The sequence below is a fragment of the Azospirillum sp. 11R-A genome (genome assembly GCF_049472615.1).
In the GTDB taxonomy this organism is placed as follows: Bacteria; Pseudomonadota; Alphaproteobacteria; order Azospirillales; family Azospirillaceae; genus Azospirillum; species Azospirillum palustre.
The window spans coordinates 18,823-41,675 of sequence record NZ_JBCEBL010000028.1 but is presented as its reverse complement, the minus strand read 5'-3'; the positions used below and the strand labels follow the sequence as shown (position 1 = coordinate 41,675).

The 22,853-nt window shown below is 64.4% G+C and carries 15 protein-coding genes; 9 read left to right on the top strand and 6 right to left on the bottom strand.

What is annotated here, in order from left to right; genetic code table 11:
• The first annotated feature begins 226 nt into the window (after positions 1–226).
• Positions 227–4,201, top strand: a complete 3,975-nt coding sequence (locus tag VH569_RS28125; RefSeq protein WP_423319758.1) for a hypothetical protein — start codon at positions 227–229, stop codon at positions 4,199–4,201.
• Here the strand turns inward: VH569_RS28125 and VH569_RS28120 are convergent.
• Together VH569_RS28120 and VH569_RS28115 are read right to left on the bottom strand one after the other, a co-directional pair.
• Complete coding sequence (locus VH569_RS28120; RefSeq protein ID WP_423319757.1) at positions 4,198–4,986, bottom strand: hypothetical protein; 789 nt, start codon at positions 4,984–4,986, stop codon at positions 4,198–4,200. The genes VH569_RS28125 and VH569_RS28120 overlap by 4 nt on opposite strands.
• Positions 4,983–7,934: an N-6 DNA methylase gene (locus VH569_RS28115; RefSeq protein ID WP_423319756.1), complete on the bottom strand. Its 2,952-nt coding sequence runs from the start codon at positions 7,932–7,934 to the stop codon at positions 4,983–4,985. The genes VH569_RS28120 and VH569_RS28115 overlap by 4 nt, the downstream gene beginning before the upstream one ends.
• A 359-nt stretch (positions 7,935–8,293) precedes the next feature.
• Here VH569_RS28115 and VH569_RS28110 point away from each other — a divergent pair, with 359 nt between their 5' ends.
• Positions 8,294–8,887 (top strand): hypothetical protein, encoded by a 594-nt coding sequence (locus VH569_RS28110; protein WP_423319755.1) that lies wholly within the window; start codon positions 8,294–8,296, stop codon positions 8,885–8,887.
• Positions 8,888–8,955: 68 nt separating this feature from the next.
• Complete coding sequence (locus tag VH569_RS28105) at positions 8,956–9,276, top strand: hypothetical protein (RefSeq protein WP_423319754.1); 321 nt, start codon at positions 8,956–8,958, stop codon at positions 9,274–9,276.
• A gap of 71 nt (positions 9,277–9,347) precedes the next feature.
• On the opposite strand, the gene VH569_RS28100 is transcribed toward VH569_RS28105, so the two are convergent.
• From VH569_RS28100 to VH569_RS28090, 3 genes are read right to left on the bottom strand one after another with little or no spacing between them, the layout of a single operon-like run.
• Positions 9,348–10,790 (bottom strand): TniQ family protein, encoded by a 1,443-nt coding sequence (locus tag VH569_RS28100; protein ID WP_423319752.1) that lies wholly within the window; start codon positions 10,788–10,790, stop codon positions 9,348–9,350.
• A 2-nt stretch (positions 10,791–10,792) separates the two neighbouring features.
• The gene (locus VH569_RS28095) at positions 10,793–11,719 is read right to left on the bottom strand and encodes a TniB family NTP-binding protein (RefSeq protein ID WP_423319750.1); all 927 of its coding nucleotides are present in this window, start codon (positions 11,717–11,719) and stop codon (positions 10,793–10,795) included.
• Positions 11,716–13,893, bottom strand: a complete 2,178-nt coding sequence (locus VH569_RS28090) for a Mu transposase C-terminal domain-containing protein (protein ID WP_423319748.1) — start codon at positions 13,891–13,893, stop codon at positions 11,716–11,718. Before VH569_RS28090 ends, VH569_RS28095 begins: the two co-directional genes overlap by 4 nt.
• A 283-nt stretch (positions 13,894–14,176) precedes the next feature.
• On the opposite strand from VH569_RS28090, the gene VH569_RS28085 reads away from it, so the two are divergent.
• The 5 genes from VH569_RS28085 (at position 14,177) to VH569_RS28065 (ending at position 21,113) form a co-directional block, all read left to right on the top strand.
• Entirely contained in the window at positions 14,177–15,076 is a 900-nt protein-coding gene (locus VH569_RS28085) for a PhnD/SsuA/transferrin family substrate-binding protein (RefSeq protein ID WP_423319746.1), read from the top strand.
• Positions 15,077–15,111: 35 nt separating this feature from the next.
• Positions 15,112–16,542: a sensor histidine kinase gene (locus VH569_RS28080; RefSeq protein WP_423319744.1), complete on the top strand. Its 1,431-nt coding sequence runs from the start codon at positions 15,112–15,114 to the stop codon at positions 16,540–16,542.
• Complete coding sequence (locus VH569_RS28075) at positions 16,529–17,866, top strand: sigma-54-dependent transcriptional regulator (protein ID WP_423319742.1); 1,338 nt, start codon at positions 16,529–16,531, stop codon at positions 17,864–17,866. The genes VH569_RS28080 and VH569_RS28075 overlap by 14 nt, the downstream gene beginning before the upstream one ends.
• Before the next feature lie 212 nt (positions 17,867–18,078).
• Positions 18,079–18,633, top strand: coding sequence for an arsenate reductase (azurin) small subunit (locus VH569_RS28070; RefSeq protein WP_423319740.1), 555 nt, complete (start codon positions 18,079–18,081; stop codon positions 18,631–18,633).
• A gap of 11 nt (positions 18,634–18,644) precedes the next feature.
• The gene (locus VH569_RS28065; RefSeq protein WP_423319738.1) at positions 18,645–21,113 is read left to right on the top strand and encodes an arsenate reductase (azurin) large subunit; all 2,469 of its coding nucleotides are present in this window, start codon (positions 18,645–18,647) and stop codon (positions 21,111–21,113) included.
• A 104-nt stretch (positions 21,114–21,217) separates the two neighbouring features.
• On the opposite strand, the gene VH569_RS28060 is transcribed toward VH569_RS28065, so the two are convergent.
• Complete coding sequence (locus VH569_RS28060) at positions 21,218–22,309, bottom strand: ArsO family NAD(P)H-dependent flavin-containing monooxygenase (protein ID WP_423319736.1); 1,092 nt, start codon at positions 22,307–22,309, stop codon at positions 21,218–21,220.
• 185 nt (positions 22,310–22,494) lie between these two features.
• On the opposite strand from VH569_RS28060, the gene VH569_RS28055 reads away from it, so the two are divergent.
• Positions 22,495–22,845 carry an ArsR/SmtB family transcription factor gene (locus tag VH569_RS28055; RefSeq protein WP_423319734.1) on the top strand — a complete coding sequence of 117 codons (351 nt, stop codon included), beginning with the start codon at positions 22,495–22,497 and terminating at the stop codon, positions 22,843–22,845.
• The last annotated feature ends 8 nt before the right edge of the window (positions 22,846–22,853 follow it).

The window sequence follows — 22,853 nt, the reverse complement described above, 5'->3', positions numbered from 1 at the left end:
ACCCCCTTGTCATAGTCGACAGCAGAATGGCAGATTCGGGGGAGCCGGTAAAAGCAAATGCCTCGCGGTCGAGGCTTGACGGCCGCTGACTTGCAGCCATCGTCGGCCTGTGCGCCTTGCGCGAGGAACGCCGGGGCAGCTAACGTCCCTTCCGTGTAACCTGCCAAGGGGGATTGCGCGGCCCGGGCATTCCGCCTGACGTGAATACCAAGACGGGGTGGCGTGAATGTCTATGACGATTCCTGGGGGTGGTTCGGGTGCTGGGTCCGCGTCCCTGGCTGGCTATGAGTACCAAATCGACGTGTCGGTGTGGCTCGCACTCGACCTTGTGGTGGTCACGCAGCAGACAGACGAGCTCGAGCTGGAGCCTGCGACGCAGGAAGATCTTGAGGCGGAGTTGACGGACACTCAGCCCGGACGCCTCGTCAGCCGCGTTCCGATGAAGAGCTATACGCTCATTGTGCAGGCCAAGCGACGTGGGGGGGACGCATGGACCCCCTCGACGCTTTGCAGCCTGCTTGCGCACGGCAGTGACGACCGTAAGTCTGCAGCTGAGCGCCTCAAGAAGACCGATGCTCGCTACCTCCTCGTCACCAGCGCGGGGCTGAACGGTGATGCGAAGAAGCTCGGTCGTCGCCGTGCGGGGGCTTGGCCGAAGCCCGCTGCGATGCCGCAGGTGACAGCCAAAGGCTTTAAGCACAGCATCGCGGGGCGGGTGGCCGTCATCGCGAACCAGGACGACGAGCGGCTGCGTGGCGACATTGACCGCCTTCTGTTGGAGGGCTGCCGCATCCCCAAGGCCCGGCTGGACGACTGCCGGGCCAGACTCCGCGAGGAAGCACGCGCCCGGATAGCCGGAGCCGGCGGTCGGCGCTGGCGGCGCGCCGAGATCGAGGAGGTGATCCGCGCCCACGACGGCTATCTCGCAAGCGCGCCGGAACTCGAGAATTACGTCCATCCGACAAACTGGGTGGAGCTGCGCGCGGCGATGGCGGAGAGGTCAGCGGCGATCATCATCGGCACCTCGGGGACAGGCAAGACGTTGGCGACCAAGATGCTTTACGACGAACTGCGGAAGGAGATCCCAGGGCTGACCCGGCGACCGATCCTGCTCGGTCCGTCGGAGCTCCAGAACGACAACACGGCGCGGCCGGTGCTGTACGACATCGAGGACCCGTGGGGACGGTTCGACTTCGATCCTAGGAGTCGGCCATGGAACGAGTTGCTGAGCGACGTGCTTGCCGCCGCGCGGCCTGACGCGTTGGTGATCGCGACATCCCGGCACGACGTGGCGCTCGCGTCGGGCGCGCTGGGCTCGGTCAAACAGTGGGTTGTCAAGCTGGAGGCGGAGAACTACGGTCCAGGAGAGCGGCGGCGCCTCTACCGCACGCGCATAGACAGCCTCCCCCGTGACCTGCAGACCCTGGCGCGCGGTTCGGAGCGGACCGTCCTGGGGGAACTGGCCACACCTCTCGAGATACAGAAGTTCTTCGACGCGATGCGTGTCCAGGACCGCAAGGGACTCAGCAATCCCCCGGGGTTCGTAAGGGAGGCGATAGCCGGCGCGCATCAGAACTCCATCGAAAGGACCGTCATCGAGCAGATCGAGGGTCGGGACGATGTTCCGGCTGCAGCGATTTTGTACGGACTGCTCACGGCGAGCGGAAAGGTGACCCGATCCGTGCTGCGCGAGATCGAGGATGCGCTCGCCGACAGGGACGTGGCCTTGGGCCGTGGCGTCTCGCCGCTCGTAGACTTCTTCGTCGCGGCGCGGAACCTGCGCCAGGGCGAGGGCGGGATGGTGACGTACTACCATCCCCGCGTGGAGGCTGGGATCACACGCACTCTGGAGAAGCCTGAGCACCGGCAGGTAGTGCGTCGGACCTTCCACAAGCTGTTGGACCTGCTCGTGTCGGATGACGGGCCGGGTGCCGAGTGGGGTACTGCAGCGGCGGCACGCATCCTCGCCGTCGTCCGCGACAAATTCGGCGTCTCACCCAACGCTGCTACTGCCGGCAGTATCGACGGGTGGCTGGATGCCCGGCTCGCAGAGGGCAGCACGGACTTCGAGGCTGACCTGCGCCTCGCGGCAAAGGCGGGATCGGCCAATAGCAATGGCGCCGAGATCGCTCGCTTTATACGCCATCGTCCAGACCGGACCTTCGGCGGGCTCGACCGATGGGGACGGCCCGACCATTCCGAGGAATGGTATGAGGCACGCGCGGCCGACCCGGCAACCCGGCCGATCCTTGAGAGGTTCGTGCGTGACGTCCTCCCCCAGGACCGAACGTCCTATCCGAAGTGGCTCAGCGCGGAACTCGTACGGCTTTCGGATGGACTGACGGACGCGTTCCTCGGCGCCGCGGCGACAGCGGTGCACTTCGGCTACATCTCCTCGGACGATGCGATCGCCCACGGTGCGCTCCAAGACCTGGAGGGGTTCGAACTGATCGTTGACACCGCTGTGCAGGTCCTGACGCCGTCCGCCAGCGATCTCGTTGCGGCCGAGGAGACCAGTCTCGACATCATGAACGACGTCTACAGCGACGACTATGCCCAGCACCTCGCTGAGAACGACGACGGCTACACAGCCAGCGAGTTCCTGAAGGCCTATGTAGAGCGGATGCGAGAGGAGCGGGGTTGGCGGCTGGTCGCGCAGCACCGTCACGCAGACCAGCTGCGGCCCTATTGGCTGCGGGCGCTCTCCGACCGGAACTCCGACGAGGTCCGACAAGCCGACGAGGTGGCAGGCGCTTTCCAAGCGGCATACGGCACCGAGGATGAGGATGACCTCTGGTCGACGCTGCTACGGAACTGGGAAGAGCGCTACCGCGAGCCGCTTGAGGCCCGCATCGTCAGCGGCTCCCCGTACAGGGATGTCGAGCAGGCGGCGCTCGCCTGCCTTGTCGAGTGTGCGCCCGATCTCGTGAAACCTATCCTGGACCGTCTTATGCAGCGGCGCGACCATGGTCGCCTGATCTCGATTGCCCGCGGGATAGCCAAGCTGCGCCACGGTCTGTCGCCGAGCGGATCGGAGCACCACGAGGCCGCAGAGGTCGCTGCCGTCCTGCTTCCCAAGCCTTTCGACAGCCTAGGTAATGCTCAGTTGGCGCTCCTGGCTGGGAGGAAGCCGAGGCCCTCGAAGGAGGCCGTGGAGCTGCTCACGTCGATGGCCGAGCCGTCGCCCGAAATCCGGGCATTCCGGCTTGCACTGGACGAATACGTCCGGTTGTCCGTCGAGGGCGACGCACGCTGGGCCCTCAGTTCCAGCGACGAGCCGGCGGTTGTAATCGACGGGTTGTCAGCGGCGATCCGCCACGGCATGTTGGACGAGGTGGAGATTGCCATCGACCACAAGTTCGCGCATGTGGCCGCGCAGGCACTGACCGCAGTCGCCACTCCCATGGAGGCACCGCTTCCGCAGCGGCTCCTCGCGCTTGCTGGGCACAAGGCCAGCCCAGTGCTCCGCGCGCTAGTAGAAGTGCTGAAAGCCAAGCCCCACAACGGGCACCGGAATGCCCTGCTCTCGCTGGCCGCCGATCAGTGGTCGCGGCACTCCCAACACTACGGGCGAGACAGCGACGACTATCCGATCGCCCAAGCGGCGATCGCAGCGCTGATGGATGTCGCACCGCTGGAACCTGAGCAGAACGAGGCCCTGTTCGCCATTGCAACCGACACGTCGGACCCGGACGTGCGGAGGGCGATCTTCACCCTTCTCGCTAAGTTTGGTGGAGAACTTTATCATGAGCGCCTATTTTTTCTCGCCGTAGAACCGGGTAGTGCGCGAGTACGCTCGTCGTCGGCCTATGCACTGTTAGCTGTTGGCGCTGATCTTGATGGCGGGCTGATCGAACGAATCACGCCGCAGTTGCTCGATAAACGCTATGAGCCCGTGGCCGGGGTGCTGGCTATCCTGCTCGGCTGGCGCGGCAGCGCGGAAGCGGTCCGTTCTGCCGCCGAAGCCCTCGCCGCGAACCGCAAGCGCAGGGCCCTCGTCCTTCTCATCGCGTGGATGCTGGCTAGTAGGGATCGCGCTGCCGCGGAGGAGCTAGTCGCCATGCTGCCGGCCGGTCATCCGGCAGCGCCCTGGGCACTTGGTGGGGGCATCGGCGCCGTCGATGACACGGTAATATCGGATCTCGGGGATCCTTCCATATGCGCCGAGGTGCTCACATACATGCGCCTACGCAATGATTAGGCGATCATTTTATGCGGTTTCTTCTTCGCAGCTGAGGCGGTCGCGTCTAGCTGCCGCGCTGACGGATCGCTCTCGAAGGGGAGCAACATGTGCAGGACGACGACGTTCTGAGTCGCGTGCGACCTCAGTACGGATGCGCTCACCGGGCCGCTTGCGAGGCCGACCTGATGGAAACCAATCACAGCATCGGACGGCTTGCTCTTTCCCTCGATCAGCTTGAGCCAGTGGGCGTCGTCTCGGCGCGCTGAGTAGCCGAGCATCATCCCCACCGGCTGATCGGTGTATGGCTCAGCGTCGGCGAAGCGTAGCAACCCATCAGGACCGCAGTAAGCAGAGACGTCCTTGCCAGCGAAAAGCATCTTGGCCTCGACGCGCAGGTCGAGCTTCTCGACTTTCAGTGAGCGGATCTGGATATCGGTCGTGTATGCCTTCGATCCGACCCTCTTTTGGGTTGCGCGCGGCTGCTGCTGGACGAAGCAGACCTGGAGTCTCGAGATCAGATGATCCTCGGGCGCGGACTGCCGTACGACCTCGAGGGCTCGGACGAGGGGATCCGTAATCCCGTTTTCCAAAGGGACGCGCACCTTGGTCTTGTATACCTCGCGTGGCTTCTCGGACCAGTACCCGTCGCTGAGCGTATGGTCGAATCCGAGTCCCTTGCTGGCGAGCAACACACCTGCCTGCTGGATGGATTCGATAGCCATCGCCGCGAAGCGCTCCCACAGACGCACCTGCAGGTCCTCGGTTCCATGTGGCAGCAGGGTGCCGAGCGCTGTGGCTGTCATGCCGCCATTATCCCGCGCAACGCTGCGAGGGCGTCGGCATAGGCCCGCTCCGCTGTCCAGGCAGACCGGACGTCTGGCTTGCTGATCTGGATCGTGGCGCCTCCGCGCGCGCTTTCAACGTGCAGGCTCAGTTCTTCGCTCAGCCGCTTCGGCCGCCAGCTGGTAGCCGCCGATATAGGTGCGGCGCCAATGGATGCGCTGAAGCCGAGGCTGCCTTCGGCTGCTGCAGACCCAAAGACCACGGCCACAGGTTCGTCGAGCACCGCGGACAGTTCATCGACGAAGATCTTCGCGTATGTTTTGCGTTCGCTTTCCTCGGTCGGCGCAGATCCCTCGGTGGGCTTCCGGCCGTCCTGATATCGCTCGCGAAGGCTGTGGTGTTCGTTCACAGCGGTTACGAAAAGATCGGTTGTCCCGAAGCTCTCGCGGCAGAAGGCTGTAAAGTCCTCATCGCTGAAGCTTGTGACCGGTCTTGCCAACAGGGTCTCGGTGTCCGAGTAAGGAAATGGCAGGCGTCGCAAATCCTTCGCCTCGAAACGGCGTTGGTCGAAGACCCACAGCCTCCCGAAAAGCGCGAGCAGATAGCGGCCGACGCTGGTTGCCGGATAGGCACCTATCTGCTCCAACACCGTTAGCTGTTCGGTGTGCGACAGGTTGCCATCCTGCATGAAGATGCCGAGTAGGGAGGATGCATAGGCGGCCGCATGGTCGACCAACTCGGTGCCGGACTGGGCGCGCGACATGAGTAGCATCGGCCCCTGAAAGGCTGTTCGGAACGACGGGGACACGCGGTCGAGGTCTGCCTGCGTGAGTTCGTAGTCCCTCATCGTACCCGGAAGGCGGCCGAGGCGCACCCGATAGTCGTTGGACTTGGTGTTGAGCAGCTTGTCCGCGGGCAGCCCGGTCTCTGCAGGGCTTCCACCGCGACGAACCAGAATGCCTGCCCGATCAATAAACTCGCCCAGGCTTCTCGTGGAGCCACCGCGCGGGCGTGAAAGGTTCGCCGCAAACTGCCGGTCCAGGGGCTGGAGCATAAGATCGCGGAACCACTCGTGTTCGGGGAGGAGCATGTCCGCCTGCCGGAACCGCTCCACCTGACCACGGTCGACGACGATGGCCCACGGCACGCCGTCCTTGCCGACCGGCTGGCTCGACGGCTTGGGGGAGTAGCGCCAAGTCCAGTCGAGGCTTGCCGGCTTCGTCGGTGAGGCGAACACGACAGTGGCGGCCTCGCGGGCGTTTGCGAACAGGCGCTCGCGGAAGTGCGCGAGGTTGGTGATGCCGAGGACGCGTGAGCCACCAGCGAGTGCGTCCGGAAAAACCGTTGCCGATGGTGAGATGAACGACTTGGTCGGGAGGACCATTGCGACATGGCCGTGTGGCGCGCATAGATCATGAAGCGCGCGCCAGTAGAACGTCTCGGCCATCCCGTCCTTCGGGGATAGCAACTTGGCGTCCCTGCCTATCGCAAGGGACTGCCTGTACCCCTCGGCCCTTGATCCCTTTGGGACGGGTGTCCATGGCGGGTTCGCCAGGACGTGGGTCGCCTTGCGACGGATGTCGGCAGGGATAGGCCCGAATGCGTCGCCGTGATGAACTCGACGGACCAGTGGAGGGAACAGCTTCTTGCCCGCCATCGCAGAAGGGATCTCGCGCAGCGTAAGGCCGGGAAGGTAGTCAAGCAGCGTCAGGTAGAGGCTGAAGCGCGCAACGTTTGCGGCTTGGCGCTTGACCTCGAACCCGGCGACGCAACGGCTCAGGATCTCGTGAAGTTGGGGCGCCGTCGGGACAAGGCCCAAGCGGCGCTCCTTCTCGACGATGCGCCTGAAGCTGGCAACCAGGAAGGCGCCCGAGCCGCACGCCGGATCGACCACCAAGGAGGTGGCATCGATGGGGTCGATTCCGTCAATCTCATCGACGATGTAATCGACCAGGAATGGCGGCGTGTAGAAGGCGCCGTCGCGCTTCTTGGCGTCGCCGTCCTCGAGTTCAAAGAAGCACTCGTAGAGCGCCGAGATGGTCTCGGTCCGGATCGTCGCGTAGTCCACATCTAGGAAGCCGTACTGCTGCTTGCCGTCGCGGATCTCGTCCGCCCGCAGGACCCGGCGGATGAAGTGTAGCGTCTCTGGACCTGCCAGGGCGCGCTCCTTGCGGGTGAGCGGGAAAATCGAGCCATTGAGCTGGTCGTCGATCGCATCGAAAAGGCGCCAGACCTGGGTCGCGGGCCAGGCACGTGGCGGCGGCTGACCCTCGGCAAATCCTTCGTCGATCCGGATCGCCCGGCAGACGGGGCGACCGTTGACGTGGATGCCATCTACCCACGCCTGGTCGATAACGCCCCGGTCGATGAGCACGTAGAGGTATAAGAACCTGCCGACCAGCGCGTTCACGACGTCACGTCGGCCGGCAAGGCGCGGCTGCTGCCGCACCACCTCATCGCTAAGCGCGCTGACCGATTTTCCAAGACGTTCATCCACGCGGGTCGGCACGTGGAAGTCCTGCCACGAGGCGGAACTCCGCATCGCCTGGGCGGTCAGCGAGAGCAGAGAGGCGGGCAGCCCCTCGCCATCCAGCTCCGTCCAGGGCCAAGCCGTGTGCTTGCGATAGTCGAAGCCGTTTCGGATCTGGAAGCCCGACTCGGTGGCAATCAGCAGCATGGGCACCACCGACTGCGACCAGACGGACCGGTGCATGGCATCCGCATCCTCGCTCATGGCCGCCGCGACGTACAGGACCGGCACCCGCCGGTCGCTCCCGGCACCGAGCGATGATTGCGGGCAGAACACGCCCACCACGCCCATCCGCTCGAACGCCGCCCTGACCGCGTGGGAGACCTGGATCGGGCCAAGGCCATCTGGATCCGTGAGAAAGTCCGGGTCACCCGTGAACCCGAGGCGGCTGAGCAGCAGTTGGAGCCGTTGCTCGAAGTCAGCGACGCCGGATGTCATGTCGCCTCCCCCGGCTGAATGTCCTTACTCAGGTATAGCGCGCCAGCCAACTCCCATCAAGAATTGTTTCTAAATCAGTATCTTAGTGCATGGATCAAACATTGTTCAGGAAGTTCAGGGCTTTAGCTGTGCCTTCGCACCAAAGGTGTGTCTGAAGGTACCGCGAAAAGGAAGCCGAATAGCTTGGCTGTTGACGGAGGCGACGGCGGCACTTGTCGCTCGGCGCGCTGCCATCAATGCGGCGGTCGGCCCGGCCATACCTGCTACAGGGTTTGGGTCAGGTGCTTGAGGGCAGCGACGGAAGGCTTACGAAGAGGGCCCCGGCGTTCACGAGCGCGGAGCTTTTTCGGCAACGGTCCATGAGCCTCCAGAACCTGCCGGACGGCATCCAGGATGTCTGGGCTGATTGTCTGAGAAAGGGCTATTCGACTTGGGGGCGGCTTGGGGATCGTCGGGCGCGTCGCATTGCCTCTCAGGAGGCCGCGGCAAATCTGCCGCTTCGGGAGCCCTTAGAGCATCCTTACGATCATGAAAAAATTCTCTTGCCGCTACCTTGCGATTGTCTTACGCTCCTTCTGAGGAAATCAGGTTGTCGTATAGAGTCATTACAACATAAGGACAGAGAAATGAATCCAATAGATTTCAATTTTCTTGAGGACGCTAAAAATAGCCTCATAGAAGCAAGCATAAATCGCGTTTCTCATTCAGGAGAAATGGTTTATTATTATCAAATATCAATAGCTGAGGTTAAAGAAAGGACAGGAAGACAAAGAATACATGAATCTGTTATTGAAAGTTATCTGGCATTTTTCTCAATGAATGGGATTCTGACCAGATATAACAATACATTTTCGATAATTGAAATTGAGCTTAATTTAAGCAACTGCGTATTGAACCCATCTCAAGCACGTTTTTTTTCTATAGCAATGGAGACATTTCGTTCCAGCATTTAATTTTTTCTCGGATACTCCTTGGATCTTGGCTACCTCTAAGAAATTGTCCCCCGGAAAGGAGAGTCCCTATGCCGAAGGTCACCGACACGCTCGCCGATAACGTGCTCGACAAAGTCCAGACTGCCACTTCGCGGGCCGGTCATCTGGTCCAGCGTGCCGCTAAGCTGCGACGTGGGAACGTGAATGCAGAAGTCATTGCGATGCAGATGACGAAGAACAGCCCCAACGGCCACGTTTACACCGCAGACGGGGTTCAGCAGATGGCGAATGCCTACCAAGACAGCCAGTCGAAACCCATCCTGACGGCTCGCCAGACGACGGCCCTCCTGGCCGACCAAGCCGAAGTTCGGCGGGCCGGTGGGGCCGGGCTGGCGCCGCAGCCCGCCTGAGAGTGTTGCCCACGAAAAAAGGCGGGAGCTCTGCTCCGGCCTTCGTGCTTTATGAGAACCAGTCAGTGCGTCTACAAGATACCGGCATGCCTATGGGCTGTGCGGGAGGCAGCCAGGGCGGCCTCTGACAACCGATGCAACGTGCGTTTCCGCACCGCTGGCGGGGCATGGCGCACAGCCAACCACTCAGGGCTCGAGAGGATCGCTTCCGCCAGACGCCGGTAGTGGGCGGCGTCCGGCAACCCAAGTGCTCCCGACGTGGATGGCGGGGTGTCCGGCGTCTTTCCGGGAAACGGCTTGCGCGCAACTGGCCCTGCCGCCTTCTTGCGCTGAACGGAGGCTTTCCGGCCATGGTGGGCCGACCGTCTCACAGACGTTTCGCCAGCGATCTTTTCCAACCGCTGCCGCAGAAGCTCCGGCCACTCCGCGCTCCGTGCAACCAGCCAAGCTCTCTGGGACTCTCCGAGCCAGCGGAAGAGCCAATCCAGAGAGGCAGTCCACCGGTAAGAGCCGAACCAAGACTCCGACACCAGAGCACTGGCTTCCTCATCCAGCAGAAGGGAGACCACGGCAGCCAGCAGGCTTCGACGCCGCGCCGGCGGCACGCAGCATGCCCAGTACTGCAGGTCGACTCTTGATCTGAACTTCCCAGGCGACGGAAAGGCGGCGCTGTCGAATGCATTGATCGCATGTTCGCGGGGGTAGGCGCCCTGGCCCGCCATCAGCGCCACAATCAGATCCTCGGTTGCTGCGATGAACGCCGCTGGGCGCGTTCGCCCCATCCATCGAGCCGCGGGTGTCCGGCGGTTCAGCGCCCGACAAAGGTCCGTCTCGAAGGCCATGACCGCACTCCACGCGCGACCGATTGGACTGTTGTCGGCGCACGAGCTTGCGGCTGCATCCTTGGGGCCTGCCGTCGCATACTCATCAAGCGGGCGGCCGCAGTCTCCACAAAACAGCCGGGCTCCGCCATCGGACGGCACAAACCGGAGGGTGCTGGCCGTTTGACAGAATGGACATAGATGACGCAACGGCAGGCGATGTCGGTGACAAAAACCCACCGCCGCATACGCCCAATGACGACGCAGGTATGTATGCCGGCCGGTGGCGTGATCTTCGTTCAGGCAGAGATCGCACCACCCTGGAGCCAGAGCATCGGCATAACGCTCGGTTCCGTTGGTCTGATCCAAAACGCCCCAGTCCCAGGCGTACCAATGCCGCGGCCAGGTCGGGTTGGCCGTCTTCAGAGCAAGGATCGAAAGACGTTCGACTGGAAGCCGGGCTGCCGTGGCAAGCGCGGCGATTTCCTCGTGCGCCGGCCGGTAATCCAGACCGTTCATAGTCGGCAGGGCTTCCGCATCGTCACCCGGCGTGGTCAGGATACCCCGCAAGGCGCCACCATCGAGGTCGTACCGGCAGGCGACCCGCGACAGCCACGACGACAGCAGCTCATCTTCCATTGGCCGGGGGGCGAGCGGCAGCACCGTCGTCACGATGACGGATGCAACTGTCATCGCTACACCGCCGCCGAAGCCTTCCGTCCCAAGCCGCGTTGCGCCTTGACGGTCATGGAAACCAGCGGAAGCACGAGATCGTCGGCGGTGAAACTCTCCTCATCGATCATCTCCCGACCGCTCCGGATCGCCGCGATCGCCACGGTTTCGATCAGCCGGAAGACGCGCACCGTGATCCCATCCGTCATCGACAGCACGCGCCGGCTGACGGCGGCGCTGCTGAGGGACGACCGCTGCCGCAACGGCAGAATTGCCGCGAGGCTGGCGAGCAGATCGCGGAATGCCTGATCGTCCCGCCAATGCGTCAACTCAAGCGCGTCGAACCGATCGGCAAGCTGCTGATCGGTCAGCAACGCCATCCGAGCCTCGTCGGTGCCGGCGCAGACCAAGGGGATGCGCAGATCATTGGTCAGGAATCGCAGCGTATTCAGAAAAATCCGCTGTTGACGGTAGGTGCCGGCCAGCATGGCATGCACTTCGTCGATGACCAGCACCCGGGCGTTCATCTCGCCCAACAGACGTCGGCACAGGTTGCGGGCGCCACGCACCGTTCCCGCTCGCCGTTGCGGCACGCCGAGAGCGGTCAGCAGTTCGTCGTAGAAATCCCCCTCGTCCGGCTGCGTCGGCATCTGGAACGCGACCACCGGCATGGTCGTCACCCCCGTTCCCTCGTTGAAGACCGCTGGGTGGTCCCGGACAAACTTGCGGATGATCTTGGTCTTGCCCATGCCGACGTCGCCGAACAGCAACAGGCACGGCATGCGGTCCCGCTTCGGGTATGTCAGCAGGTCTTCGAGCTTACTGAGCGCCGCTTCTGCCCTCCGGTGGTTGATCCAGCGGTCGGCCCGGATCCATTCAATGCGCTCATGGTCGGCTAGGCACGCGTATTCGCGATAGGCCGGATGGAGGTGTTCGAAACCCTCGCTCATGACCATTCCTCCACATCGTAGGGCAACAGGGGCCGATCAGTCGGCGGGGCGTCGTCAGCGGGCGAGGATGGTGAAGGCTCCGTCCGCTCTGGGGTTGCGCTTGCCGTCTCAGACCCGGCGAGTGCATAGGCGGTCCGTTGCAGCGTTTGTCGGGCGGCTTTTGTTCGTGCCGCAGCCTCGGCGACCAGCATTCGTTGGGCTTCGATCGCATCGAAGATCATGGCCTCGTCGACGGACCTGCGTCCCCGTTCCCGCAGCGCCCGTATCGCCTCCAGGTGCTCCCAGCGTGTGATGCGCGGCCGGCGCAGATCGCGGTAGCGGATCGGCCAGTGCTTTCCATCGGGAGCCTGGAGAAACACCCGCGACAAATCGCGTGGGTCATATTTGACCGGCATCCGGGAGGCCGATTGTCCAGCCCATACGCTCAGAATGCTGTCCCAGTAGTGGATGTTGAATATCCGGATGCCTTCCCGCGTCACCTTCCGCTTCTCGAACGGCAGGAAATCAAAGAGGAACCGCTCCGGGTCGGCCGGATGACGCACCGGGGTGGACCGCCGGGCAACGGTGTCCTCCCACGCCGTCATCGGCGGAAGCTGAAGGGCGCTGTGGATGCTGGCGTGGTAGACCCCCACGATTTGAATGGCGAGCCACGTTTCCAACTCCGGCAGCGTCATAACCGCCGTCTTCTCCGGGTCGTAGTCGCCCTTCTCGTCGATGTTCGAGAAGGTGGTTCCCGGCAGCAGATGGACGGCGCCCATCATTGTCCCGATCAACCGCTCGATGTGGCCCCCGAAATGCGGGGTCGCCGGCGGCCGATACTGCTGCTCGATGCCATATTCCTGACAGCCGCGCTCCAAAGCCTTCGAATGGAAGTCCTTACCGTTGTCCATGTGCACGGTTTCCGGAAGCCCCGCGACCGGCCAGGGAGCCGCCACCCCGCGTTCCGCCAGCCAATCCGCCTTCGGTAGCACAGCGTGCCGCATGGCCATGGCGACGGAGGTCGCCGATGGAGCCTCCAGGGTCAGATAGAATCCCACGACCATCCGGCTTGCGACGTCGATCATCAACGTCAGCCAAGGGCGTCCAAGGGGCAGTCGGTACATCTCGTCGACGACCATGACATCGACGCGCGTGTGGTCGATCTGAACGACCTGAAGAGCGTGATCCGACACATACTCCCCGAAGACCGGGCGGAACTGGTCACGGGCTGCTTTCGGTCCCTCCCGCGCCTTCACCAGAGCTTTCCGGCCCTGCCGATCAATGCGGACACGCAAAGCCTTCACCGATGGCGTCGAAAGGCCCCGTGCCTTGCACTCGTGCTCGATGTGCCGCCGCAACCCGGCCACCGTGGGATGCTGGCGTGTCATGTAATAATCGCGGATTGCCGCTTCGATGACGCTCTCGATCTCCGGCTCCAGGCGACGGAACCCTCGGGCTGGACCCGGCTTCGGCGGAATCAAGGCGCTCGTCACCGGCTTCTCGCGATAGAGCGCCACGAGCGCGTAGATGCGGCTCCGCTTAAGCCCCAATATGGCAGCGGCATCGGCAACCTCCGCCCGCGTCAAACGCTGGCGCTCTGCCAGCGGCCGGACGACGCGCTCCCGGCGCTCCGCCTCGTGCCACTCTTCGTCAGTGGCCGATTGATGATCGGGTTTGCTCTGCGGCATGATCGCCACCGTGACGACGGTCTGTATCGACATCGTCCGGTAATCCTGGACATCAATCCGGTGATCCTGGTTTATTTTCCACCGATCCTGGGAAACACGGACGGCTTGAATTTGCTTGAAACTGAGTCCAGCGATCCCGGAAAACCGACACTCGGCGAGGCTAGGATGGCGGCATGACCACAGATGTCGGCTGGCGAAATAACCTTTACTGAAGCCGTTTCGGCCGAAATCCAGGTCGTAATAACGTGAACTGGCACGTGTCGCCGGCGCTTTCTCGGCAACAATAACCTTTACCGGCGATCTCAATAACCTTGACTGACCCCAGTTCCTGGCCGGGTGCTGAGCGCGCGGCGCAGGGGCGCCATTGCTCCGATCAGCTTCCAACGGCCTTGGTGTCTTGTCTCGCTCCGGTCCGAGACGGAGGGCGGTTTCCGCAATCCATGAAGCCAAAACTTTTCCGCTGGGCTGCAACCGCTCCGATGGCGAGAAGCCGACGCTCGCCCGCATCGGTCGTCAGTTGGAGCGTCAGGGCATCCCAACAAAGACTGGCGCCCGGACCTGGGCACCGTCGAGCGTCAAGGCCCTCCTCGACCGGGCACGCGACCAAGGCTTGCTTGCTCCTCCCGAGGATGATGTCTGACCGGCTCCCTTCCGGCGTGGCCTGATCACCATTGGCACACTTGAGGAAAGTTGGAAAAGAGGAATAGTTTGCACTACTGACGATAAGTCGGAATGTGGGTGTCGGACGTTCCTGGCCGTCATCGCATGCCGTGTCTCTCGGGAGGACAGCGTGCCTGAGGGGGAAAAACCGCAGCATGGATCGCTCCTCCGCTGGAGCCGGCGGTCGCTCCTGGTGGGACTGGGTGCGGCAAGCCTCGTCTCGATGCCGAGCTTGGCGGCCTCTCCCCCGACTGCACCGGTCCGCTTTGGACTGACGCCGGTATTCCTGGATTCCGATACGGACCTGCTGGCGGCGCTTGAACGCTATCTGGAGACGCGCCTGTCGCGGCCGGTCAGCCTGGTGAAGCGGCGGAGTTACCAGGAGATCACCACGATGCTCCTGACCGGACAGCTCGATGCCGCCTGGATTTGCGGGTTCCCCTACGTCCAGTTCCGCAGCCAGTTGGGCCTGGTTGCCGTCCCGGTCTATCGCAAGCAGCCGCTCTACCAATCCTATGTCATCGTGCAGGACGGCGATCCGGCCGCGACCATCGACGATCTGCGCGGTCAGGTGCATGCCTTTTCCGACCCGGACAGCAACTCCGGCTTCCTGGTCACCCGGTACCTGCTGGCGACGATGAACGAGTCCCCAGCCAGCTTCTTTCGCCGGAGCTTCTTCACCTACGGGCATCGGAACGTCGTGCGTGCCGTGGCGAGCGGGTTGGCCCAGAGCGGCAGCGTCGACGGCTATGTCTGGGATGTCATGGCCGAAATCGAGCCCGATCTGGTCGGCCGCACCCGGATTTGCCATCGCTCGAAGCAACTCGGATTTCCTCCGATCGCCTGTCAGGCCTCCAAGCTCGGCACCCCTCTGGTTCGCGAGCTGAGGGCGGCGCTCATCGACATGCAGACCGACACCGTCGGCCGATCCGTCCTGCATCAGCTCCGATTGGACGGCTTTGCCGTCGGTGAGCCATCCCTGTTCGACGGCATCGCCGCCATGTCGGATTTCGTGAGGGCTCCGGCATGAAATGGCCCGGGTATCCTCGCACCTGGCCTCTCGCGGTGAAGGCACCGCTGCTGGTGGCCGGTCTCATGGCTGCGGTGGGGTCGCTGATCTCCTACACCGTGCTCACCCGCTTGGCCGAGGAGCAGCAGGCGCAAACCCGCCAGCTGGCGGCGGCCCATCTCGGCAGTCTTGCCGTCGCCATCGAGCCGCACCTGGCCCGCCAGGACGTCTGGGAGACGTTCGATGTGCTGGATCACGCCCGCAGGGCCGCCACCATGGCCTCCGCGCGCCAGCTGGTGGTGGTTCAGCCCGATGCCTCCGTCGTGGCCGCGTCGGATCCGATGGCCTATCCGGTCGGCACGCCGCTGCCGGAAGGATTGCGGGCACGGCTCGGTCGATCGGACGGGCTGTCGATCGACAGCACCCATGAGCTGGCCTGGGTCCATTGGCCCATCGGGTCCGGAGCCGTGCCACTCGGTCACATTCTCGCCGAACTGGACCTGCGACCGCTCGTCCGGCTTCGGCACGAAGTGCTGATGACCTTGATTGCGGTGAATGCGGGACTGACGCTGATGCTGGCCCTCCTGGGCTACGCCCTGGTCCGCCGGCTCCTGCGCCCCCTCGCTGTGCTCGACGACCACGTCGAACGCATGCGACTCGGCGTGGTCGAGCCGATCCCCGGCCGGTATGTCGTTGAGCAGACTGGCGAAATCGGCCGGCTGTACCGGCGCTTCAATGCCATGGCCACCGCCGTCGCCGAACGTGAGGCCCTTGCCGCCCGACTGGCCGACGAGGAGAAGCTGGCGTTGCTGGGGCGGCTGGCCTCGGGCATGGCGCACGAGGTCAACAACCCCCTCGGCGGCATGCTGACCGCGGTCGATACCCTGCAGCGGCACGGCGGCGATGAAGCGGTGCGGCTGCGCTCCGCGGCCCTGATCGAACGCGGCCTCCGAGGGATCGGCAATGTCGTCCGTGCGGCCCTGGTCGCCTACAAGGAGCCGCTGGAAGCCATCGAAATGGCGCCGGACGAGCTCGATGATCTCCGCTTCCTAGTCGCTCATGAGGCACAGCGCCGGCGCATCGGCCTGCTTTGGGAAAACCGCCTGGACAAACCGCTGCCCGTCAATGGCGCTGCCGTCCGCCAGATGGTGCTCAACCTTCTGCTGAACGCCTGTCGGGCTTCCCCTCCCGGCTCCCCCGTGACCATGACCGCCGAGGTCAGGGGGCGGGGCTTGCGGATCGTCATCCGTGACGAAGGGGCGGGCATGCCATCCGAGATGGTGGCCCTGCTGGGATGCAGGGGCTCCACGTCGCTGCCCCAGAGCGGGCGCGGGCTGGGGCTATGGACGGTCGCCCGCCTTCTCGATCGTGTGGGGGGCGAGGTTGAGGTCGCCATCGGACCGGCAGCAGGGGAGCCGGCCGTCGGAACCACGGTGACGCTTTCCATCCCCCTCCAACAGACGAGGCGAAGCCATGAGGCCGCGTGAGGCACCGTTGGTCGCGATCATCGAGGATGATCCCATCATGGGCGAGTCCCTCGTCGAGCGTCTCGCCCTGGAGGGGTACAAGCCGGTCTGGTGGACCAGCGGTGCGGAAGCCCAGGCCGCCCTCACGGCACACAGGCCCGACATCCTCGTCTGCGATATCCGCCTGCCGGACATGAACGGCGAAGAGCTGTTCCGAACGACCGCCGCCCAGTTGGGGGGAACGCCGGTGCTGTTCATGACCGGCTTCGGAGACGTCAGGCAAGCCGTCCGCCTGGTGAAAGCCGGGGCCGACGACTACCTGACGAAGCCATTTCCCATCGATGAGTTTCTGGCGCGGGTCAGCGAGCTTTTGCAGGCGCGCGGGCGTTGGGCTGGCGGTGGTGTCCTCGGCACTTCCCCGCGGATGCATCAGGTCGAGCAATTGGTCCGCCGGGTTGCCGACGTGGACAGCACCGTCCTGATCAGCGGTGAAAGCGGAGCCGGCAAGGAGGTGGTTGCCCGCTACCTGCACGAGAGCTCCAGGCATGCGCAGGCACCGTTCATGGCGGTGAACTGCGCCGCCGTGCCGACCGAGCTGATCGACAGCGAAGTGTTCGGGCATGAGAGGGGAGCCTTCACCGGCGCCCATGCCCTGCATCGCGGCTACGCCGAGCGGGCAGCGGATGGCGTCCTCTTCCTCGACGAAGTCGGCGAGTTGCCACTGCCGCAGCAGGCCAAGCTGCTCCGGCTGGTCCAGGAGCGCGTCTTCTTCCGGGTCGGCGGCGAGAAGCCGCTCCCCTTCCAGGCCCGCCTGATCTGCGCCACCAACCTTGACCTTGAGCAGCGGGTCCGCGACGGCAGCTTCCGGCGCGACCTCTATTACCGCATCAACGTCATCCCCATCGTCGTCCCACCCCTGCGCGACAGGCGGGACGACATCCTGCCTCTGCTGCTCACCTACCTGCGCCGCTACGCCGACAGCTTCGGGCGGCCTGCCCAATGCCTCACCCCGCAGGCGGAGGCGACGGCACTCGCCCATGACTGGCCGGGCAACGTCCGCGAACTGCGCAACCGGATTGAGCGCGCGGTCGCCCTGTCCACCGGGGCTTGGCTCGGGGTGGCCGACCTGTTTCCAGAACAGGGAGTTCGGGACAGCTTTGGCGACGCCCACGACTGGCCTCACCTGACCGCGGTCCGCGACGAGAGCGAACGGTCGTACATCCTGGCAACCCTCCAGCGGGCCGATGGGCAGATGGGCAAGGCCGCCGACCTGCTGGGCGTCGGGCGCACCACGCTATGGGAGAAGATGCGGCGGCTCGGCATCGCCCTGGAACAAACGGAGTAGAGGTCGCAGCCAAGTTCCGATGGCCGCGTCCCATTCGGAACAGCGAACACCTCCTGATCCGGAAATGGGTCTTGTGCGGCGGTGATGTTCGGATTTCCGAACATCCAAGCCCCCTTAATCCTGCATAAGCCTAGATTGGCCCCCGCTCTCTTCCCTCTGGCACGTCCGATGCTTTGTGCAGCGGACAACGATAATGCCAAGGGAGGACCCCGATGAAGGAATGCCCACGTCTTGCTGCGCTGGGGCGCCGCCAGTTCCTGCGCGGTGGCGCGGTGGCGGCCGCCGGCGCCGCGGCTGTCTCGGTCGTCTCCACCGCTCCGGCCAGAGCCGCGGTTCCCGCCGCCCGGGTCGATTACCCGGCCAGCCGCCTCGCCAACCTCAGGGACCTCAAGGCCAACGAGCCGATGCAGATCGCCTATCCAGACGCGGACTCCCCCGGTGTTCTGATCAAGCTCGGAACTTCGGTCGATGGCGGGGCCGGACCCGACCGCGACATCGTCGCCTATTCGACGCTCTGTCCGCACAAGGGCTTCCCGCTCGCCTACGACTCCACCGACAAGACCTTGAGCTGTCCCGGCCACTTCTCGCGCTTCGACTGCGAGAAGGAGGGGCAGCAGGTGTGGGGGCACGCCACCCAGAACCTGGCGATGTTCCGTCTGACCGTCGACACGGCAGGCGACATCCGGGCCGTCGGCGCCGACGAGCTGATCTACGGCCGCACCCGCAACGTGCTGAGCGAGAACACCGTGTCGCTGCGGCGCGGGTGAGGGAGGACGCCATGACGTACAAGACCGGTATCGACCAGCTGCCGATCCCACCCAAGGACGCCAAGGTTCAGAACGTCACCTGCGACTTCTGCATCGTCGGCTGCGGCTACAAGGCGATTTCCTGGCCCATCGACCGCCAAGGCGGGGCGGAAGCCGGGGACAATGTCTTCGGCGAGGATCTGAGCCAGCAGCAAGGGGCGGAAAGCCCTGCCTGGTACAACCCATCCATGTACAATGTCGTCCAGCAGGACGGCCGTCTGGTCCACCTCATCGTCAAGCCGGACAAGGCGTGCGAGGTCAATGCGGGCCTCAATTCCGTCCGCGGCGGACGGATGGGGGTGACGCGCTACTCCGAGCAGACCGGAACCATGACGGCCCGGCTCACCCAGCCGATGGTCTGGCGCTACTCGCAGATGATGCCGAGCTCCTGGGACGACTCCCTGTCCCTGGTGGCCGATGTGACCCGGCGGGTGATCGAGGAGATGGGGGAGGACGGTGTCATCGTCTCCGCCTTCGACCATGGTGGAGCGGCCGGCGGCTACGAGAACACCTGGGGGACCGGGAAGCTCTATTTCGATGCGATGAAGGTGAAGAACATCCGCATCCACAATCGCCCAGCCTACAACTCCGAGGTCCATGCCAGCCGCGACATGGGGGTTGGAGAGCTCAACAACAGCTATGAAGACGCCGAACTGGCGGACACCATCTTCGTGGTCGGCGCCAACCCGCTAGAGAACCAGACCAACTACTTCCTCGCCCATTGGGTGCCGAACCTGCGCGGCGAGACCCTCGACAAGAAGCGGCAGATGCTGGCTTCCGAGGCTCATGCCCCGGCCAGGATCATCATCGTCGATCCACGTCGCACCGTGTCGGTGAACGCTTGCGAGGCGGTGGCCGGCAAGGAGAACGTCCTGCACCTCGCCATCGCTCCCGGCACCGACCTGGTGCTGCTGAACGCGCTGCTGACCGAGGTGGTCAACAAGGGCTGGCATGCCAAGGACTTCATTGCCCAGCACACGGCCGGCTTCGAGGATGCCGTTGCCGCCAACCGCATCTCGGTCGAAGACGCCGCGGCCGTCACCGGGCTGGCGCCCGCCGACATTCGCAAAGCGGCGCAGTGGATCGCCGAGCCGAAGGCGGGCGGCACGCAGCGCCGCACCATGCATGCCTATGAAAAGGGCCTGATCTGGGGCAACGACAACTATCGCACCAACGGCGCCATGGTGAACCTCGCCCTCGCCACCTGGAACGTCGGGCGGGAGGGCACCGGCTGCGTGCGGCTCGGCGGCCATCAGGAGGGCTATGTACGGCCCTCCGACGCCCATGTCGGCCGTCCGGCGGCCTATGTCGACCAGCTGCTGATCTCCGGCCAGGGCGGTGTTCACCATGTCTGGGCGACCGACCATTTCAAGTCGACGCTCAACGCCGAGGAGTTCCGCCGCATCTACCGGCGCCGGACCAATCTGGTGAAGGAGGCGATGGACAGCGTGCCCTACGGCGACCGCCAGGCCCAGCTGGAGCAGATCGTCGCCGCCATCAAGCGCGGCGGCCTGTTCAGCGTGGTGGTCGACATCCTGCCGACCCAGATCGGCGAGGCCGCCCATGTGTGGCTACCGGCGGCAACGGCCGGCGAGATGAACCTGACCTCGATGAACGGCGAGCGGCGGCTGCGGCTGACCGAGCGCTATATGGACCCGCCGGGCGTCGCGATGCCCGATGCACTGATTGCGGCCCGGATGGCCAATGCCATCGAGGCCTCCTTCCGAAAAGCCGGCAACGGCGCCTATGCCGATCAGTTCAAGGGCAAGTTCGACTGGAAGACCGAGGAGGACGCCTTCATGGACGGCTACCACGAGCATGCCGAAGGCGGGACGTTCGTGACCTATGACCGGTTGCGGAACATGGGCACGAACGGCGTCCATGAGCCGGTGGTCGGCTTTGAGAATGGCCGGCTGATCGGCACCAAGCGGCTCTACACCGACGGCAAGTTCAAGACGGCCGATGGGCGGGCCAAGTTCATGAAGACCGAGTGGCGCGGCCTCCAGGTTGCCGGCCGCGAGCAGCAGCGGGAGAAGTATGCCTTCCTGATCAACAACGGGCGCAACAACCTTGTCTGGCAGAACGCCTTCTATGACCAGCACACGCCCTTCGTGCGCGAGCGCATGCCGGTCGCTCCCATCGAGATGAACCCGGGCGACATGACGACGCTGGGACTGCAGGCCGGCGATCTCGTGGAGGTCTACAACGACGTCGGCTCGACCCAGGCGATGGTCTATCCGACGCCCGCGGCAAAGCCCGGGCAAGCCTTCATGCTCTTCATCGCGCCGACCGGCCAGGTCGGCAACGTGATCAGCAAGGCCACCAACGAGTTGATGATTCCCGATTACAAGAATGTGTGGGCCAACATCCGCCGGATCGGGCATGTGTCGAGCGCCGACGGGATGAGCTTCAAGAACATCGAATATCCGCAGGCTCTTTAGGACCACTTCGGCTCGCTTTGCGAGGGGGGACGTGCCCCCTCGCTCCTTTGCCCGGGGCATCACCTGGGACGACCAGACAGATCCCCGTCCGGACTGCCAGACGGTCAGTGCGCGGAGGCGGCCAGACCATCGATCAGGCTCCGTGCGGTGTCTCGCGCCGATCGTCCGACACCGATCAGGGTTGCCGACGCCGGGCCGGTCCACCCCCCATAGCCGACGAACCAGAGCCGAGGCTCCCGCAAGGAGCGGGTTCCCTCCAGCGCCACCGTGCCGTTCTCTTCGATGATCCCGAGACCGGCGACATGGTCGAGGGCCGGACGGAAGCCGGTGCACCAGATCACGGCATCGACCGTGCTGCGCGTGCCGTCCGCCCACTCCACGCCGCCGTCGAAGAACCGGCTGAAGCGGCCGACGGCGTGAAGCACGCCCCGGCCCCGCGCCTCGACCACCGGCGGCACCATCACGATGTCTCCGAAGCCGCCGGCGGGTACGGCTTCCCCGCGCCCCTCCTGCAGCGCCTTGACCCGCTCCGTCGCCCGGCGGAACAGCTCACGGCCATCGACCTCGTCCGGCAGGAAGGCCGGCGGGCGTTCGGTCACCCAGATGGTGCCGGCAACCTTGGACAGCTCCGCCAGGATCTGTGCGCCGGAATTCCCACCGCCGACCACCAGCACGCACTGCCCGGCGAAGGCTGCGGGCTCGCTGTAGGTGCTCGAATGTAACTGAGTGCCGCGGAACAGCTCCTGGCCGGGATAGCTTGGGATGATGGGGTGCCGCCAGGTTCCGGTGGTGCTGACGACCATGCGGGCCATCCAGACACCCTGATCGCTCACGACCCGCAGCCGGTCGCCATCGGTCCGCTCGACCGCCCGCACCATCACCGGCCGGCGGACCGGCAGCTCGTACCGGTCCTCATAGCGGGCCAAATAGTCAAGGATGTCGTCCCGGCTGGGGTAGTCCTGGTCATTCCCCGCCAGCTGCCAGCCCGGCAGTGAGGACCACGCCGCGGGTGAAAACAGCCGCAGGGACTGCCACGCATGCCGCCACGCACCACCGGGAGCTTCCTCCGCATCGAGGATGATGAAGGACAGGCCGGAGCGCCGCAGGTGGTAGCCGACGGCCAAGCCCGCTTGGCCGCCGCCGACCACCACCACGTCCACGTCGCCTGTCGGTACCGACATTGTGCTCGTCTGCATTGGTCCACCCGTCCTCATTGCATCATTCGGAGCACGGCGGCCGGATAAGGTCGACCACCGATCTAATAAGCGCCCTGTTCCCAACATGGCGCCCGCGGCTGTATCGCCCCCTGCGTCGAGCTGTCGCATGCCTGAATCGGAATATGCTGTGTCCAGAATATGAAACAACGCTTATGTTTATGTCTATGGAACACGCATGCACCGTCTTCTCCGCCCTATCCGATCCGACGCGCCTGCGTGCGTTGGTGCTGATGGCCCGGGAAGGTGAGCTTTGCGTCTGCGAGGTCACCCATGCCCTGGACATCGCGCAGCCCAAGGCATCGAAGCATTTGGCAGCCCTGCGGGAGGCCGGACTGGTCCGGGTGCGTCGCGACGCGCAGTGGATGCTCTACGCCATCGCTGATGACCTGTCGCCATGGGCGCGCACCGTCGTCACCGCGGCAACGGATGCTCTGACCGACGACGCCGTGCATCAGGCCGATTTGGCCCGCCTGCTCGGCATGACGGGGCGTCCCTCCCGCTACCGGGCTGCCTGAGGGCGCCC

What these genes read in the sequence shown, in the direction of transcription:
- VH569_RS28125 (WP_423319758.1), top strand. Translation starts at nt 227, where the DNA reads ATGTCTATGACGATTCCTGGGGGTGGTTCGGGTGCTGGGTCCGCGTCC.
- VH569_RS28120 (WP_423319757.1), bottom strand. Translation starts at nt 4,986, where the DNA reads ATGACAGCCACAGCGCTCGGCACCCTGCTGCCACATGGAACCGAGGAC.
- VH569_RS28115 (WP_423319756.1), bottom strand. Translation starts at nt 7,934, where the DNA reads ATGACATCCGGCGTCGCTGACTTCGAGCAACGGCTCCAACTGCTGCTC.
- VH569_RS28110 (WP_423319755.1), top strand. Translation starts at nt 8,294, where the DNA reads ATGAGCCTCCAGAACCTGCCGGACGGCATCCAGGATGTCTGGGCTGAT.
- VH569_RS28105 (WP_423319754.1), top strand. Translation starts at nt 8,956, where the DNA reads ATGCCGAAGGTCACCGACACGCTCGCCGATAACGTGCTCGACAAAGTC.
- VH569_RS28100 (WP_423319752.1), bottom strand. Translation starts at nt 10,790, where the DNA reads ATGACAGTTGCATCCGTCATCGTGACGACGGTGCTGCCGCTCGCCCCC.
- VH569_RS28095 (WP_423319750.1), bottom strand. Translation starts at nt 11,719, where the DNA reads ATGAGCGAGGGTTTCGAACACCTCCATCCGGCCTATCGCGAATACGCG.
- VH569_RS28090 (WP_423319748.1), bottom strand. Translation starts at nt 13,893, where the DNA reads ATGCGGGCGAGCGTCGGCTTCTCGCCATCGGAGCGGTTGCAGCCCAGC.
- VH569_RS28075 (WP_423319742.1), top strand. Translation starts at nt 16,529, where the DNA reads ATGAGGCCGCGTGAGGCACCGTTGGTCGCGATCATCGAGGATGATCCC.
- VH569_RS28070 (WP_423319740.1), top strand. Translation starts at nt 18,079, where the DNA reads ATGAAGGAATGCCCACGTCTTGCTGCGCTGGGGCGCCGCCAGTTCCTG.
- VH569_RS28065 (WP_423319738.1), top strand. Translation starts at nt 18,645, where the DNA reads ATGACGTACAAGACCGGTATCGACCAGCTGCCGATCCCACCCAAGGAC.
- VH569_RS28060 (WP_423319736.1), bottom strand. Translation starts at nt 22,309, where the DNA reads ATGCAGACGAGCACAATGTCGGTACCGACAGGCGACGTGGACGTGGTG.
- VH569_RS28055 (WP_423319734.1), top strand. Translation starts at nt 22,495, where the DNA reads ATGGAACACGCATGCACCGTCTTCTCCGCCCTATCCGATCCGACGCGC.